The sequence below is a fragment of the Corynebacterium senegalense genome, from assembly GCF_900411315.1.
Lineage (GTDB): Bacteria > Actinomycetota > Actinomycetes > Mycobacteriales > Mycobacteriaceae > Corynebacterium > Corynebacterium senegalense.
The window spans coordinates 903,253-918,311 of record NZ_LS990887.1; the positions used below are offsets into that span (position 1 = coordinate 903,253).

Below are 15,059 nucleotides of genomic sequence, written 5' to 3' on the forward strand. Positions count from 1 at the left end.
CGCGTCCCGCCCTAGCGCGCGACGATCGGCACCGCGCGCACGCCCTGCAGGCCCGGCACCTCGCGCCAGTTCGAGTTGTCCGGCGCGCCCGTGGCGGGCAGCTGCAGGGTGCCGTTCGCGTCCGTTGCGTAGTACATGCCCGCCGAGGAGGCCACCGCCACCACCGGGGCGGTGAGGTTTCCGCTGGACAGCGTGGTGGTCGAGGAGCCGTCCTGCTCCACGCGGACGACCGGGGAGCCCTCCGCGCTCGTGCCCACGAGCAGCGAGCCGTCGGGGTTCCAGTCCGCGGCGATGACGCTGCCACCCAGGTCGGGGGCGTACTCCATGACGTTGACCACCGAGCGCGCCCCCGTCCCGCTCACCGAGACGATGCCGGTGTAGAGGTGGCCGTCGATGACCATGGCCACCCGAGCCCCGGTGCGCGAGAGCCGCAGCACGGAGATGTTCCCCTCCACGCCCTCCGGCAGCTCGAGGGCGACCTCGCTGCTCACGACCTCCCCCGTCGCCGCGGAGCGCACCGCCCGGACAATGCGCTTGCCGTCCTCGGCCACCCAGGCGGCGCTGCGGTCGGCCTCGAAGGTCGGGCGCGTGAAGTTCTTCCCGCGCATCACCTCCTGGGCGGCCCCGCCCAGCGTGCCCAGCTCGAAGGCCTGATCGCCCTCCTTGCCCAGCACCGCGGCGTAGTTGCCCGAGTTGCTCACGTCCACCGATGCGATCGTGCCGCCCTGGCCGAGCTTGCCGTCCACCGGCGCGGTTTCCCCTCCGCCCAGGCGGAACAGGCTGCCGTTGGACAGCGAGTAGGTGCTCTTCTCCCCCGCCGCGTCGCTTAAGGGGCTGACGTCGGCGAAGTCGTCCGTGGTGAAGCTGTCGATGCCCGCGATGAGGGGATCGCCGTCCGTCGTGATCGAGATCGGCCCCGAGGTGCCCGCCTGGGACAGCACCCACACCACCTGGGCGGCGAAGCGCATCCGGTTCTCCTCGCTCACCGAGCCGAAGCCGGTGAAGTTGTAGGCGCCTTTCTCGTAGCCGACGTACGCGGCCTCCGCCGGCAGGTCGAAGCGCACCGCGGGCCGGATGCGCTCGGACGGGCCGTCGATAAGCATGCTGAGCAGATCCGAGGTCAGCGAGTCCCGCTCCGCGTAGATCCACCTCCTGTCGGCGACGAGCTCGGAGGCGTTGCTGCCGTAGAAGTACAGCGAGTGCGGCTGGTACTTGTTGCGCATCTCCGTGCGCTCGATGACAACCCCGCTGGGCAGCGAGGAAATCCGCCACTCGCCGTCGACCTGCTCGAGCTCCATGGTTGCGTCGTAGATCGCGCGGTTGGGGTTGAACACCCCGCCCGGCTGGATCTCCCCGATCACGTTGCCCTGGACGCTGAAGCTGCGGCGCCCCCCGGTGCCGCCGGCGACGGTGTTGATGCTCAGCCGGTCCACCACGAGCGTCGTCTCCGTGGGCTGCCACACCTCCCCCGCCTGTGGGGTGAGGAAGCTGCGCGCCGCCTCGTAGTTGGACGTCGGCACCGCGGACGCGGCGAAGAAGTCGCGCAGGAGGAGGTCGGGGTCGCTGCCCGGCTTGGGGGCGATGACCGGCGCGGTGGCCGACTCGGGCTCGAAGCTGCGCAGCACGTGCGGCTCCGTGTTCGACGGCAGGGTGGCGCACGACGTGGCGGTCGCCGCCACGAACGCCAGGGCGCCGGCGAGGGCGCGGCGGGGTCTGCTAGCGCGCATCGGGGTCCTCCTCAGCGGTGTCGTGCCCGGCGGGAAGGGGCCGGGGCGCGGCCAGCTCCACCGGCGCCGAGGAGAAGCCCTCCTCCGGGTCGCGCGGGATCACCAGCCTGAACTGGGAGCCGACGTTGGGGGTCCCGGCCGCGTCGAGGCTGCCCCGGTGCAGCAGGGCGTCCTCCCGCGCGATGGCCAGGCCCAGGCCCGTGCCACCGGAGTGGCGCTTGCGGGACTTGTCGGCCCGCCAGAACCGGTTGAACACGAGCTCCTCCTGGCCCGGCTTGAGGCCGACACCGTGGTCGGTCACCGTGATCGCCACCGCCTCGGTGTTGGCCACCATCTCCACCACCACGGGGTTGCCCTCCGAGTGGTCGATGGCGTTGGCCAAGAGGTTGCGCACGATGCGCTCGATGCGGCGCGGGTCACCCTCGATGAGCACAGGCTCCTCCGGCAGGCGGAGCTCCACCTCCACGTCCAGCTCGCGGGCGAGGTGGCTGGTCTGCTCCCACGCCGACCAGACCGGGGCGTGGGCGTCGAGCTTCGTCGTGGCCAGGTCTGCCACGCCCGCGTCGTGGCGCGAGATCTCGAGCAGGTCGCCGAGCAGCTCCTCGAAGCGGTCGAGCTCGCGCGTCATCAGCTGGGAGGCCCGGCGGGTGTGGCCCTCCAGCGATTCCTCCTCCGCGGCGATCATGTCGGCCGCCATGCGCACCGTGGTCAGCGGGGTGCGCAGCTCGTGCGAGACGTCGGAGGTGAATTGGCGCTGCAGGTCGCCGTACTCCTCGAGCTGGTTGATCTGCCGCGAGATCTTGTCGGCCATGTTGTTGAAGGACATAGCGAGCACCGCCATCTCGTCCTCCCCGTCCACGGGCATCCGCTCGCGCAGGTGCCCGGCCGCGAAGCGCTCCGCGGTGCGGGAGGCGGAGCGCACCGGGGAGACGATCTGCTGCGAGGCCAGCCACGCGATGCCCACCAGGAGCACCACCACCACGATGGAGGCCGTGGCGAGCAGGCCCTGCATCAGCGCCAGGGTGGCCGTCTCGCTCTCCATGTTCATGACCAGGTAGAGCTGCAGGTCCGGGACCTCAGCGCTGGTCGGGGTGCCCACGATGAGCGCGTTGTAGGAGGAGCCGTCGGTCCGGTCCACGGAGGCGAACTGGTAGGCCACGTTGCCCTCGGAGACGAAGGTCTGCAGCCTCTGGGGGATGTTGAACCCCTCGGGCGAGGACATGGCCTGCCCGCCGCCGCCCTGGATGAGCAGCACGGGCTCGTAGACCGTCGGCGCCTCCGTGTTCTGCTGGGAGCGCTGGGTCACCGCCGTGCGGGCCGAGTTCAGCCGGGTCTGCAGCGAGCTCGAGGTTCCCGAGCTGTCGATCTGCTCCTCGACGACCGCGCGGGCGCGCTCCACCTCGCCTGCGGCGAGGTCGATCTTGGTCGCGGTGATCCGCTGCGTCACCACCGAGGCCAGCGCGAAGCCGAGCACGAGCATCACGATCGTCGAGACAATGAGCACCGTGCCCACGAACCGGACCTGCAGTGAGGTGCGCCAGGCCTCGGCGATGTTCTCGCGCAGCCTGCGCAGCGGATACGCCTTCAGGGGATCACACCCCCGGCTTGCCGGTCTTGTAACCCACGCCGCGGACGGTCAGGATGATCTCCGGGTTCTCCGGGTCGTGCTCGATCTTGGAGCGCAGGCGCTGCACGTGGACGTTGACCAGGCGGGTGTCGGAGGCGTTGCGGTAGCCCCACACCGTCTCGAGCAGCTCCTCGCGGGTGTGCACCTGGTGGGGCTTGCGCGCCATTTCCAGCAGGAGGTCAAACTCCAGCGGCGTCAGGGCGATCTCCTCGTCGCCGCGGGTCACCATGTGCTGGGGGACGTCGATGGTGAGGTCGCCGATCTCCAGCACCTCCGCCGGCTCGTCGCCCGTGCGGCGCAGCCGCGCGCGGATGCGGGCGATCAGCTCCTTCGGCTTGAAGGGCTTGGTGATGTAGTCGTCGGCCCCGGACTCCAGGCCGAGGACCACGTCCACCGTGTCCGTCTTGGCGGTGAGCATGACAATGGGCACGGCGGATTCCTTGCGGATCTCCCTGCAGATGTCCACGCCGTTCATGCCCGGAAGCATGAGGTCGAGCAGGATGAGGTCGGGGTCGTAATCGTGGAACGCGGGCACCGCCGCAGCGCCGTCCATGATCGGGCGCGCCTCAAACCCCTCGGACTCCAGGACGATCGTCAGCATCTCGTTGATGGCGGGATCGTCGTCGACCACCAGAATCTTCGGCGTCATCGCTGCTCCTTCTCGTAGTTCTCAACTGCCTGAATGATAGTGCCGGGCTCCGTCGCACGCACCCACCGACTCACCCAGCCCGTCTCGGCGAGGCGCTCGTAGTTGGCAAAGGTGTCGCGCTGGAGACGGTCGTTGCGCTCGTAGGCGTCCCGCGCGCGGGCGGCGTCGGCCGCCTCGCGCCGCAGCGCCCGGCGCCGCGCCACCTCGGGCGGGGTGTCCACGAGGACCTGCAGGTCCGGCACCGGCAGGCCGAGCCGGTCGAACTCGAGCGCGCGGACCCACTCGATGTCCGCCGGGTCGCCGGTGCGCGCCGCCGTGTAGGCGGCGTTGGAGGCGACGTAGCGGTCGAGGATGAGAATGCGCCCCGCGTGGGCGTCGAGAAGCTCCCTCGCCCCCGCCCTGTCAAGGGCGAAGAGCGTGGCCATGCCGTGGGCGGAGTCCGGCAGGTCCCCCATCTCGCCGTGCAGCGCTGCGCGGGCGAGGTCCGCGTGGACGGACTCGCCGTAGCGGGGGAAGGCGACGCTCTCCGCCCCGAGAGCCTCGCGCACCGCCGTGACCAGGGTGTTCTTGCCGGCCCCGTCGATTCCTTCTACCGCGATGATCATGGCGCTAGTAGCGGTAGTGCTCGGGCTTGAAGGGGCCGGCGACGTCGACGCCGATGTACTCCGCCTGCTCCTTCGTCAGCGTGGTCAGCGTGCCGCCGAGGGCCTCGACGTGGATGCGCGCGACCTTCTCGTCGAGGATCTTGGGCAGACGGTAGACGTCGTTGCCGTAGTTCGCGGAGTTGGTGAACAGCTCGATCTGGGCGATGGTCTGGTCGGCGAAGGAGGTGGACATGACGAACGAGGGGTGGCCCGTCGCGTTGCCGAGGTTGAGCAGGCGGCCCTCCGACAGGACGATGATAGACGTGCCCGACGGCAGGGTGAACAGGTCGACCTGCGGCTTGATCGGCGTGCGCGTGACGTCGTCGCGGTGGGTCAGCGAGTGCATGTCGATCTCGTTGTCGAAGTGGCCGATGTTGCCCAGGATCGCGTGGTCCTTCATCGCGCACATGTGCTCGAAGGTGATGATGCCCAGGTTGCCCGTCGCGGTGATGACGATGTCGGACTCCGCGATGGCCTCGTCGACGGTGACGACGCGGTAGCCGTCCATGAGCGCCTGGAGGGCGTTGATCGGGTCTGCCTCCGTGACGGAGACGATCGCGCCCTGGCCGTCGAGGGCCTCCGCCACGCCCTTGCCCACGTCGCCGTAGCCGCAGACGAGGGCCTTCTTGCCGGCGATGAGGACGTCGGTGCCGCGGTTGATGCCGTCGACGACGGAGTGCCGGGTGCCGTAGCGGTTGTCGAACTTCGACTTCGTCACCGCGTCGTTGACGTTCATCGCGGGGAAGGGCAGCACGCCCTCCTTGGCGAAGTGGTAGAGGCGGTGCACGCCGGTCGTGGTCTCCTCGGTGACACCGCGGACCTCCTCGGCGGTGCTCCGCCACTTCCGCGCGTCCTCCGCGAGGGTCTCGCGCAGCATGTCGTAGAAGGCGATCTGCTCGTCCGGATCCCCCGGCTGCGCCTGGGGCACGGCGCCGGCGCGCTCGAACTCGGAGCCCTTGATCACGGCGAGGGTGGCGTCGCCGCCGTCGTCGAGGATCATGTTCGGGAAGATCCCCTCGCCCCAGGAGAATACCTGCTTGAGGCACCACCAGTACTCCTCGAGGGTCTCGCCCTTCCAGGCGAAGACGGGCACGCCCTGCGGGTTCTCGGGGGAGCTGTGCTTGCCGACGACCACGGCCGCCGCCGCGGGATCCTCCGTGGAGAAGATGTTGCAGGAAGCCCAGCGGACCTCGGCGCCGAGGGCGGTGAGCGTCTCGATGAGCACCGCCGTCTGCGTGGTCATGTGGATCGAGCCGGCGATGCGCGCCCCCGCCAGCGGCTGCTCCGCGGCGTACTCGCGGCGCAGCTGCATCAGGCCGGGCATCTCGTGCTCGGCGAGGTCGATCTGCTTGCGCCCCACCTCGTGGAGGGCGATGTCGGCGATCCTGTAGTCGGCCACCCGCGGCGTCTCAGTCATGTCTGCGCATCTTTCGTGTCGTTGCCTGGGGCGCTTCGTCGCCCCGGTACGGACACCACTGTAACGGAGGGGCCGGACACGCCCGGCCGCCCGTCAGGAGAGGGCTTCGATGAACTGCTCTGTGTCGGCGTCGGTGTCGGTGTCGTCGCCCACGTCCTCGAGGAGGGCGGAAGCGGCGGTGGCGAGCTGCTCATCGACGTCCGCCACCCCGCCCCGGATGAACTCGTAGGAGTCGGCGACCTCGCCGGCGCTGAAGGGGGCGCCCGCCCAGATAGCGGCGATCGTGGCGGCGGCCCGGCCGTTGTCGATCTCCTCCTGGGTCGCCGTGTCGCTCGACGCGAGCAGGACGGCGTCCCGGACGGCGTCGACGATCTCCTCGGTTTCGAGCTCGGCGAGGTCGTCGAGGAAGTCCACGTTTGCCTCGGCGGAGAAAACCTCGGTGTCCCACGTGCTCATCTGTGCTCCTTCGGTAGTGGTGTGATTCGTCGGATCTGCTGTTGTTCCTGCATTCGGGCCCCTCCGGCGGCTTCCAGGACCGGTTGCGGAAGCGCCCCGGGGCCCCGTACTGGCCCAACATAGTGCGCGTTTCGTGTCGGGGCACACGCTGCCGGACGGGCAGGGCGGCGAGCGCGCTGGCAATGACACATATCACAGGCCGAAGCGGCCGTGGGGGTTTCGCACATGCGCGGTTTGTGATATAAAAAGCAGTAAGAATGTTATGAATTTGTAACTTTGGGGACCTACGTCCCGCGGGGTTGGAACGGCGCCGGGTGCGCGAGAGGAGACGGGGATGAGCGCTTCGCGGCATCGGGTCACGGTGTTCATGATCATCGGCGTTGTCGCCGCGATCGTGACGGGCATCGTGGTGTGGAAGATGTCGCTGCCCACTCCCGCAGACGAGGCCGGATACGAGGCCAGCTCGACCAGCGCCACAACCGACGCCGGCACGCGCAGCACGACCTCCTCCACGCGCGCACCGCAGACCTCCTCCCCCGCCCCGGAGGCAAACCCGGCGCAGGGCGGGCAGGACGTGGACTCCGTCAGTCTCCCCGCCGAGGCGGGCGGCGCCGCCTCCGCCCGCGACCCCCTGCTTCCCCCCAACGCCGTGGTGAACTCGGCGCCGCGCTCGGTGGCGCCGACCCAGGTCTACCGCCCCTCCAACATCCTGCCCACGTCCGTCGCCCGCGAGGACGCAGGAGAGGCCTCGGCCGCGTCGAACCCCGCGGACCCGACGGCCGCCGAACCGACCCAGGCCCCCACCCCCGCAGAGGGCACCGACACCACGGGGACCACCGCGCCCGCCCAGCCGACCTCGCCGGCGGAGAGCCCCGCGCCGGGCCTGCCCTCCGCGCCGCTGGATAACGGTGAGAAGCCCGAGGTGATCGCCCCCGAGGCCCCCGCGCCGACACCCGCCCCGGACCCCGCCGTGACGCAGCAGTACACCCCGGGGTCGGAGGACCAGAATTGGTGGGGCCGGGTGCGCGGCTACCTGCGTTTCTAGGAGCGCACCCTGGCGTAGAAGACGTCCGCGTCCCCGCCCCGCGCGCTCACGCTCGCCCCGCCCTCCGAGGCCGGCGCCCACGCCGCCTCACCGGGGCCGAGATCGACGCCCCCCGCGCGGACAGCGCCGGAGGTGCAGAGCACGATGGCCGGGCCGCCGTCGCTCAGCTCCAGGGACTCCCCCGCCGCGAGCGCGTGCCGGCTGAGCTGGAAGTCCGCGCACGGCACGTCGTAGCCCACCGCGCCGGGCCCGAGCTCGCGCGTTTCCACGAAAGGCTCCGGGGCCGGGGTGAACTGGAGGATCCGCACCAGCTCCGGCACGTCGACGTGTTTTGTGGTCAAGCCCCCGCGCAGCACGTTGTCGGAGCTGGCCATGATCTCCACCCCCATCCCCCGCAGGTAGGCGTGGAGCTGGCCCGCCGCGAGGAAGAGCCCCTGGCCCGGCTGCATCTCCACGTGGTTGAGCAGGAGCGCGACGAGCGCGCCCGGGTCGTTCGGGTACTGCTGGGCGATGGAGAGGAAGTTGCGGGCGGTGCGCCCGATCCAGGTCTGCTCCGCCGCGCGGGCCTCGGCACCGGTGCGGACCTCGGCGATCAGCTCCCCGCGCCGCTGCGCCGGGATGGAGATCCAGGTGGTGAACACCGCCCGCAGGCTCTCTTCCTCCCGTGCGGGGTCGATCATGGCGGCGTAGCGGTCGAGGGTGGGGCTGGAGAGGGCGTCGAAAAGCTCCTGCGTGAGCGGGAGGGGCCGGAACCCGGCGAGGGCGTGGAACTCGGTGAGCGCCACCACCAGCTCCGGCTTGTGGTTGGCGTCCCGGTAATTGCGGTCGGGGCTGTCGAGGGTGAGACCCGCAGCGTTCTCCCGCGCGAAGCCCTCCTCCGCCTGCTCCTTGGAGGGGTGGGCCTGGATGCTCAGCGGCTCGTCCGCCGCGAGCAGCTTGAGCAGGAAGGGCAGCTTGTCCCCGAACTCGGCGCGCACGCGGGCGCCGAGGGCGCCCGCGGGATCCTCGGCGATGAGGGCGTCCAGCCCCTCGCCGGCGATGGTGGAGGGCGACAGCGGGTGCGCCCCGAACCACACCTCCGCCTCAGGCTTGGCCGCGGGGACGGGGCGCCCCTGCAGCTGGGCGATTAGGGAGTGCGAACCCCACGGGTAGGCGCGGAGGATCCCGTCGAGCTTCTCCATGTCTGACTCCATTCATCTCGGCGTCTCTCAGGCCTCCATCGCGGTCGCCGCGAACGCGCGCACCACCAGTCGCGCGGCCGCGGAGGAGTCGCCGAGACCGGTCGGCTCGGCGAACTCGGCGCGCGACGCGGGCAGAGACGAGGCCGCCTCCGCCCATACCACGGCCCTCAACGGTACCACCGCGGCCCCCTCGTCGAGGTAGGGGTCGTGGAAGATGTCGGGAGCTGGCAGCTCCTCCACAGGGGCGGCGAAGCCCGAGGGCATGCCCCGCGCGCTCCAGATCCGCGCGGCGAGGGCGGCGACCGCCCGCCCGCACGGGCCGGGGCCGGTGTGGACAACGTTCGCCCCCGCCGCGAAGGCGCGCAGCTGGCGGGCGGCGTTGACGGACTCGTCGCGCTGCGGCGACAGCGCCGCCAGCTCGGCGTCCACCTCGTCGGCAAGCGAGCGGAGGAACTCCGCGGTGATCTCGGGAGGCGTGCCCGGGGCGTCGAGGAGCGCCCAGACGAGCGCCATCGCACGCAGCGGGGACGGCCCGGCCGCGGTCGGCGGCGCGTCAAGCACGAGCGTGCTCGCCGGGGCGTCCTCGGTGATGGGCCCGCGCGCGGGACCCGCCAGGACCGTCTCCGCGCCCCGCCCGGCCGCCGTGAGCAGCGAGCGGGTGTCCTCCCCCGTCCGGTGATCGTCCTCGCACTCCCCCACGACCGCCACGATGTCCAGGGGCCCGACGTAGTCGGGCAGGACCCGGGTCACCACCACGGGCAGGGGCAGCGGGGCGCGCAGCTCGACGGCCGCCTCGGCGGCGGCGCGGGAGATCTGGTCGGTGGCGACGATGACCAGGCTGCGCGGCTGCATGCCCCGCAGCCGTTCCAGCGCCCCGGTCGCCTCTGCCACCGCGCGGACCTGCGCGCCCTCGTGCGCGACGTCGAAGAAGCGCACCGCCTCGCGGTCGTAGCCGCCCGCGCCCGTGAAATAGTCGTCCGTCATGCCCCCAGGCTACGTGGCGCGTCGGCGCCTCGGGGCCACCCCGCTCGCTCAGGCGCGGATGATTCCGAGGATCTCATCGGTCAGCGCGTCGACCTCAGCACGGGTGGGCGCCTCGACGTTGAGACGCAGCAGCGGCTCCGTGTTGGAGGCGCGCACGTTGAACCACGCCTTGGTCCCCTTCAGCGTCACGGTCACGCCGTCGAGGCGGTCGACGGTGTCAATGCGCTGCGCGAAGGCGTCGAGCACCCGCTGGGTCGCCGCGTCCTGGTCCGCGACCTCGGAGTTGATCTCGCCGGAGGCGACGTAGCGGTCGAACTCGCCCATCAGCGCCGACAGCGGCCCGTCCTGCTCCGCCAGGGCGGCGAGCACGTGAAGCGCGGCGACCAGGCCGGAGTCGGCGTTGAAGAACTCGGAGAAGTAGTAGTGCGCCGAGTGCTCCCCGCCGAACAGCGCGCCCGTGCGCGCCATCTCCGCCTTGATGTAGGAGTGGCCGACGCGGGTGCGCACCGCCGTGCCGCCGAGCTCGCCGATGATCTCGGGCACAGCGTGCGAGGTGATGAGGTTGTGGATGATCGTTGCCCCCGGGTTGCGCTCGAGGGTGCGGGTGGCCACGAGCGCGGTGATCGCCGAGGGCGAGACCGGGCGGCCCTGCTCGTCGACGACGAAGCAGCGGTCCGCGTCACCGTCGAAGGCGAGCCCGATGTCGGCGCCCTGCTCCACGACGAACTTCTGCAGGTCCTCCAGGTTCTTCGGGTCGAGGGGGTTGGCCTCGTGGTTGGGGAAGGTGCCGTCGAGCTCGAAGTAGAGGGGGCGCACGTCCATGTCGCCGAGCACTGCAGGCACCGTCAGCCCCGCCATGCCGTTCGCGGCGTCGACGGCCACGACCAACTTCCGGTCGGTGGGCACCTCCACCAGCTCGCGGAGGAACGCCGCGTAGTCCTGCAGCACGTCTCGCTTCTCGACGCCCCCGGGCTCGCCCCGGTGGGCCGGGATGCCGTCGACAAGCATGCGGGCGATCTCCCCGAGCCCCGTGTCCGTGCTCACCGGGGTGGCCCCGGCGCGGCAGAGCTTGATGCCGTTGTACTGGGCCGGGTTGTGGGAGGCGGTGAACATAGCGCCAGCGCAGTTGAGGGTGCCGGCGGCGAAGTAGAGCTCATCGGTGGAGGTCAGGCCCAGCTCGATCACGTCGAGGCCGTGGGCCGCCGCCCCCCGGGCGAAGGCCTCGGCGAGGGACGGGGACGAGGGACGCATGTCGTGCCCGACAGCGATGCGGGTCTCGCCTTCGCCGCGCAGGATGGTGGCGAAAGCGGCGCCGACGTCCGCGACGAAGTCCTCGTCGATCTGCTCGCCGACGACCCCGCGCACGTCGTACGCCTTGATTACCCTGTCGATGCTGTCGCGATCACGCTTGATAGCCATGCGGGCTATCTTAGTTCAGTGCCCCCGTCCGGCGTTTCGGGGTCGGGCACGACGCGCAGGTGGGAGCGGCGCACCGCCTTGGCCGCCGCGATGTGCTCCTCAATGCGCTTGGTGCGGTGCACGGGGTGGTTCGAGGTGGCCGGATCGTTGAAGTCCTTGGTGGCGGCGTACTCGATGGGGTCCGCCCCGGTTTCGACGAGGCCCGTGGTCACCCTCCCCGCCTCGCGGACCGCGGCGGCGAGCGCGGTCAGGTCCGCCTCGTCGAGCTTGTCCAGCCCGGAGATGCCGCCCATCCCCTCGGCGTCGGCCGCGTCGAGTTCGTCGAGCTCGTCGTCGTCTATCTCCACCTGCTCCACGCGCACCAGCTCCCACCCGACGGGCGCGGTGATGTGGGCGGAGTGCCGCTCGCACAGGTCCCAGGCGTGCGGGTCCTGGACCGGGGCGAGGGGACCGACGACCGCCGTCGATTCTGCGTAGGCGTAGATGAGGGTAGCCACAGCAGGTCGGCCGCAGCCGGGACGGCAACAACGACGGTAGGTATTCACGGTGGCCAAGTCTAAACCTCTCCTAGAGATTTCGATAGAGACACGCGGCGTGGCCGGCCGCGGCGCGGGCACGCCCGGCTTAACATGGTAAGCCATGAGCGAGGAGCGCGAACACCAGCCACTTCACCTCCGGCCCGCCCGCGACCCGCACGGCCGGGGCGCGCGCGGACCCCTCCTACCCGTCGGCGTGCCCCGCTACCGGACCCGCTCGATGGCCTTCGACCAGCTCGTCCTGGAGGCCTACGCCCCGCTGCACAACACCTACTTCGAGCAGCTCGCCGGCGTGGACCTCGCCGTGGACACGATCCCCCGCATGCGGCTGCGCGCCGACAGCACCGTCCTGCCCGACGAGATCGTCGCCGACGGCCCCGTCCCCCTGGGGCGCATCCTCCAGGCCGGGGTGGACCGGGAGGGAAACCCGACCCGGGCGCGCTTCGTGGTGTTCCGCATGCCGGTGGAGCGGCGGGCAAAAACTAAAATGGAGCGCTCAGAACTCCTCACGTGGGTTCTGACCGCCCTGGTGGCCACCTACCTTAACCTGGATCCCCGGGACATCGACCCCGAGTTCCCCTGGTAGGCCCCGGCAGGACTTCTAGCCGATCTGCTTCTTCAGTCGGCGCCGCTCGCGGTCTGACAGGCCGCCCCAGATACCGAATCGCTCGTCGTGCTCCAGCGCGTACTCGAGGCATTCGTCGCGTACGGCGCAGGCCTGGCAGATCCGCTTGGCCTCCCTGGTCGAGCCGCCCTTCTCCGGAAAGAACGCCTCCGGGTCGGTCTGCGCGCACAGCGCCTGGTCCTGCCACTCCTGCTCGACGGTGCCAAACAGCTCATCAAGGGTCATCCCGCCCGCAGCTGCGCCACGGAGAATGGCGTTTCCAGCCATATCTTCCACGCCGTCCCCTTCCTCCGTTGTTTCTGGTCGATGGTGGTCCCCGTGATGCGAACCGCTTGCCACCCGCTTTCCGCCCCGGCGGCCGGAGGGACGGGTCACGTTTATGTCACGCTTACATCACTGTGATTACACGAGTGATTACACACCGTAGCACTAAATAGCCGCAACACATTTGGCGCCTTCGGGTGGGGATTGAGGGCGAGGCGCACGTCATTCGCCACTTTCGTCACACGAGTCACATCTGCCCGCGGGCGGGGGCAGAGGGCGGGGGTACTACATGTAGTAGGGGTGGGGGCCGGGTGCAACTAACCCGGCCCCTTCCCGGCGTGTCGCCTACGCGTCGGGCGAGAAGCGCACTCCCGAATCGGGGATCTCCACGCCCGGCCACACGCGCATGCCGCCCTGCAGCTCGCAGCGCGCGCCGATCCGGGCGCCCTCGCCGATCACGCAGCCGTAGATCCGGGCGTTCGCCCCGATCCGCGCACCGGCGGCGATGATCGAGTCGCGCACCACCGCCCCGGGCTCGATGGTCACGCCGTCGAAGATCACCGAGTCATCGATGCGCGAGCCAGCGCCAATGTCGCAGCCGCGGCCCACCGCCGTGCCGCCGATGAGGATCACTCCGCCGGCAACACCCGCGGAGTCGTCGACAAGCGACTCCCCCGTCCTGCCCTCGAGCAGCGGCGAGTAGGCGATGCCGCGCACGAGGTCCGAGGAGCCCTGGACGAAGTCGTCCGGCCGGCCCATGTCGCGCCAGTAGGACGCGTCCACGTGCCCGACCACCTTCGCCCCGCCCGCGAGCAGGCCGGGGAAGGTCTCGCGCTCCACCGAAACCACGCGGCCGGCGGGGATGGACTCGATCACCGAGCGCTTGAACACGTAGCAGCCCGCGTTGATCTGGTCCGTGGGCGGGTCCTCCGTCTTCTCCAGGAACGCCAGGACGTTGCCCTCCTCGTCCGTCGGCACCGAGCCGAAGGCCCGAGGGTCGGGCACCCGCACCAGGTGGAGGGTGACGTCCGCGTCGGAGCCGACGTGCGTCTGAAGGATCTCGCCCAGGTCGGCCCCGGAAAGCACGTCGCCGTTGAAGACCATCACGTTGTCGTAGCGCAGGCGGTCGTAGACGTTGCGGATCGCCCCGCCCGTGCCCAGCGCCTCCTCCTCGACCACGTACTCGATCTCCAGGCCGAGGTCCGAGCCGTCGCCGAAGTACTCCTCAAACACCTCGGCGCGGTACGAGGTGCCCATCACCACGTGCGTCATCCCGGCCTTGCGGATGCGCGCCAGAAGGTGGCTCAGGAAGGGGAACCCGGCCGTGGGCAGCATCGGCTTGGGCGTCGACACCGTCAGCGGGCGCAGCCTCGTGCCACGCCCCCCGACCAGCACCACCGCGTCGGTGTGTTTCGGATCCGCCATCTGCCGTCCTTTCGCTTCAGCCAAATCAGTCACTCCTGCCCGTCCGGGTCCCGGCGGGCGCGCCGCGCGAGCGCCGCGCCGCGCAGCTTCAACCCGGCCCACAGCGCCCAGCGCAGCGGAGCCTGCCACCACCTCGGGTGGCGGTCCGCCTGGAAACGGTACGCGGAGGCGTGATGCGCGGGCACCGTGACACGCGAGTACCTGTCGGCGACGTGGCCCTGGTCGTGCGCGATCACCGAGCTCGGGCAGTAGACGTTCGTCCAGCCCGCGCGCGCGAGGCGGTCGCCGAGGTCGATGTCCTCCATGTACATGAAGTAGCGCTCGTCGAAGCCGCCGATGCGCTCGAAGGCGTCCCAGCGCACGAGCAGGCAGGCGCCGGAGAGCCAGCCCGCCACGCGCTGCGTGTCCATGTCGTCTCCCGCCTTGTACGCGGCGGAGAAAGGGTTGGCCGGCCAGACGTCGTAAAGCAGGGCGTGCCCGATGCCGGTGACGAGGCTGGGCACCTCGCGGGCGCTGGGGTACGCGGAGCCGTCGGCCTCCTCGATCCGCGGCCCCACGGCGCCGGCCTCCGGCAGCTGCCGGGCGCACTCGAGCAGCTTGTCGACGCTGCCGGGCAGGAACCTGACGTCCGGGTTGGTCACGAGGAAGTACTCCCCGTCGATCTGCCCGGCCTCCCGCCTCGGCCGCAGCATCCGCACGGCCGCATTGATCGCGGCGCCGTAGCCGATGTTGCCCCCGGTCGGGTAGAACTCCACGTCCCCGCGCCGCGCGGCGATCTCCTCCGCCACCCCGTCACGGGAGCCGTTGTCGGCGCACACCAGCAGGGTCGGCCCGGCCGTGGCCCCCTGAAGGGACTCGACCATCCGGCGCAGGTGCTCCCCCGGGGAATACGTCACCGTGACCACCGCCAGGGGCGCCGCGCCCTCGCCGGCCCGACCCGCCGGGGCCGTCTGGTTTGCCTTTTCCACCTTTTCCACAATGCGCAACAGCATACCCACGTCGGGCGACATTCCCGCTTCACGGCGCACGTTTTCGCGGGCGCATGTCGTATACTGCCACG

At 70.7% G+C, this 15,059-nt stretch carries 15 protein-coding genes; 2 read left to right on the top strand and 13 right to left on the bottom strand.

Annotated features, from left to right (window positions below; genetic code table 11):
* Positions 1–11: 11 nt before the first annotated feature.
* From DYZ02_RS04405 to DYZ02_RS04430, 6 genes are all read right to left on the bottom strand, one after another.
* Positions 12–1,727, bottom strand: coding sequence for an LpqB family beta-propeller domain-containing protein (locus DYZ02_RS04405; protein ID WP_115685152.1), 1,716 nt, complete (start codon positions 1,725–1,727; stop codon positions 12–14).
* Positions 1,717–3,291: an MtrAB system histidine kinase MtrB gene (mtrB, locus tag DYZ02_RS04410; RefSeq protein WP_425451036.1), complete on the bottom strand. Its 1,575-nt coding sequence runs from the start codon at positions 3,289–3,291 to the stop codon at positions 1,717–1,719. Before mtrB ends, DYZ02_RS04405 begins: the two co-directional genes overlap by 11 nt.
* A 28-nt stretch (positions 3,292–3,319) precedes the next feature.
* On the bottom strand, positions 3,320–4,003 hold the full coding sequence (mtrA, locus tag DYZ02_RS04415; RefSeq protein ID WP_115685154.1) for an MtrAB system response regulator MtrA: 684 nt from the start codon (positions 4,001–4,003) through the stop codon (positions 3,320–3,322).
* The gene (locus DYZ02_RS04420; RefSeq protein ID WP_115685155.1) at positions 4,000–4,608 is read right to left on the bottom strand and encodes a dTMP kinase; all 609 of its coding nucleotides are present in this window, start codon (positions 4,606–4,608) and stop codon (positions 4,000–4,002) included. The genes mtrA and DYZ02_RS04420 overlap by 4 nt, the downstream gene beginning before the upstream one ends.
* A gap of 4 nt (positions 4,609–4,612) precedes the next feature.
* Positions 4,613–6,064, bottom strand: a complete 1,452-nt coding sequence (gene ahcY, locus DYZ02_RS04425; protein ID WP_115685156.1) for an adenosylhomocysteinase — start codon at positions 6,062–6,064, stop codon at positions 4,613–4,615.
* 93 nt (positions 6,065–6,157) lie between these two features.
* Positions 6,158–6,520: a hypothetical protein gene (locus DYZ02_RS04430; protein ID WP_115685157.1), complete on the bottom strand. Its 363-nt coding sequence runs from the start codon at positions 6,518–6,520 to the stop codon at positions 6,158–6,160.
* A gap of 334 nt (positions 6,521–6,854) precedes the next feature.
* Here DYZ02_RS04430 and DYZ02_RS04435 point away from each other — a divergent pair, with 334 nt between their 5' ends.
* Positions 6,855–7,565, top strand: a complete 711-nt coding sequence (locus tag DYZ02_RS04435) for a hypothetical protein (protein ID WP_147291476.1) — start codon at positions 6,855–6,857, stop codon at positions 7,563–7,565.
* Here DYZ02_RS04435 and manA read toward each other — a convergent pair.
* From manA to DYZ02_RS04455, 4 genes are read right to left on the bottom strand one after another with little or no spacing between them, the layout of a single operon-like run.
* Complete coding sequence (manA, locus tag DYZ02_RS04440; RefSeq protein ID WP_115685159.1) at positions 7,562–8,746, bottom strand: mannose-6-phosphate isomerase, class I; 1,185 nt, start codon at positions 8,744–8,746, stop codon at positions 7,562–7,564. The two genes, DYZ02_RS04435 and manA, sit on opposite strands and share 4 nt — an antisense overlap.
* A 27-nt stretch (positions 8,747–8,773) precedes the next feature.
* On the bottom strand, positions 8,774–9,730 hold the full coding sequence (locus DYZ02_RS04445; protein ID WP_115685160.1) for a hypothetical protein: 957 nt from the start codon (positions 9,728–9,730) through the stop codon (positions 8,774–8,776).
* A 48-nt stretch (positions 9,731–9,778) separates the two neighbouring features.
* Complete coding sequence (locus tag DYZ02_RS04450; RefSeq protein WP_115685161.1) at positions 9,779–11,149, bottom strand: phosphomannomutase/phosphoglucomutase; 1,371 nt, start codon at positions 11,147–11,149, stop codon at positions 9,779–9,781.
* A gap of 5 nt (positions 11,150–11,154) precedes the next feature.
* Entirely contained in the window at positions 11,155–11,694 is a 540-nt protein-coding gene (locus DYZ02_RS04455) for a DUF3499 domain-containing protein (protein WP_281268969.1), read from the bottom strand.
* Positions 11,695–11,788: 94 nt separating this feature from the next.
* Here DYZ02_RS04455 and DYZ02_RS04460 point away from each other — a divergent pair, with 94 nt between their 5' ends.
* Positions 11,789–12,271 carry a metallopeptidase family protein gene (locus DYZ02_RS04460; RefSeq protein ID WP_115685163.1) on the top strand — a complete coding sequence of 161 codons (483 nt, stop codon included), beginning with the start codon at positions 11,789–11,791 and terminating at the stop codon, positions 12,269–12,271.
* 15 nt (positions 12,272–12,286) lie between these two features.
* On the opposite strand, the gene DYZ02_RS04465 is transcribed toward DYZ02_RS04460, so the two are convergent.
* The 3 genes from DYZ02_RS04465 to DYZ02_RS04475 all read right to left on the bottom strand — a co-directional run bounded on the left by DYZ02_RS04465 (position 12,287) and on the right by DYZ02_RS04475 (position 14,976).
* Positions 12,287–12,577: a WhiB family transcriptional regulator gene (locus tag DYZ02_RS04465; protein ID WP_414646280.1), complete on the bottom strand. Its 291-nt coding sequence runs from the start codon at positions 12,575–12,577 to the stop codon at positions 12,287–12,289.
* 342 nt (positions 12,578–12,919) lie between these two features.
* Complete coding sequence (manB, locus tag DYZ02_RS04470) at positions 12,920–13,999, bottom strand: mannose-1-phosphate guanylyltransferase (protein ID WP_115685165.1); 1,080 nt, start codon at positions 13,997–13,999, stop codon at positions 12,920–12,922.
* A gap of 29 nt (positions 14,000–14,028) precedes the next feature.
* Complete coding sequence (locus DYZ02_RS04475) at positions 14,029–14,976, bottom strand: glycosyltransferase family 2 protein (protein ID WP_425451003.1); 948 nt, start codon at positions 14,974–14,976, stop codon at positions 14,029–14,031.
* Positions 14,977–15,059 lie beyond the last annotated feature (83 nt).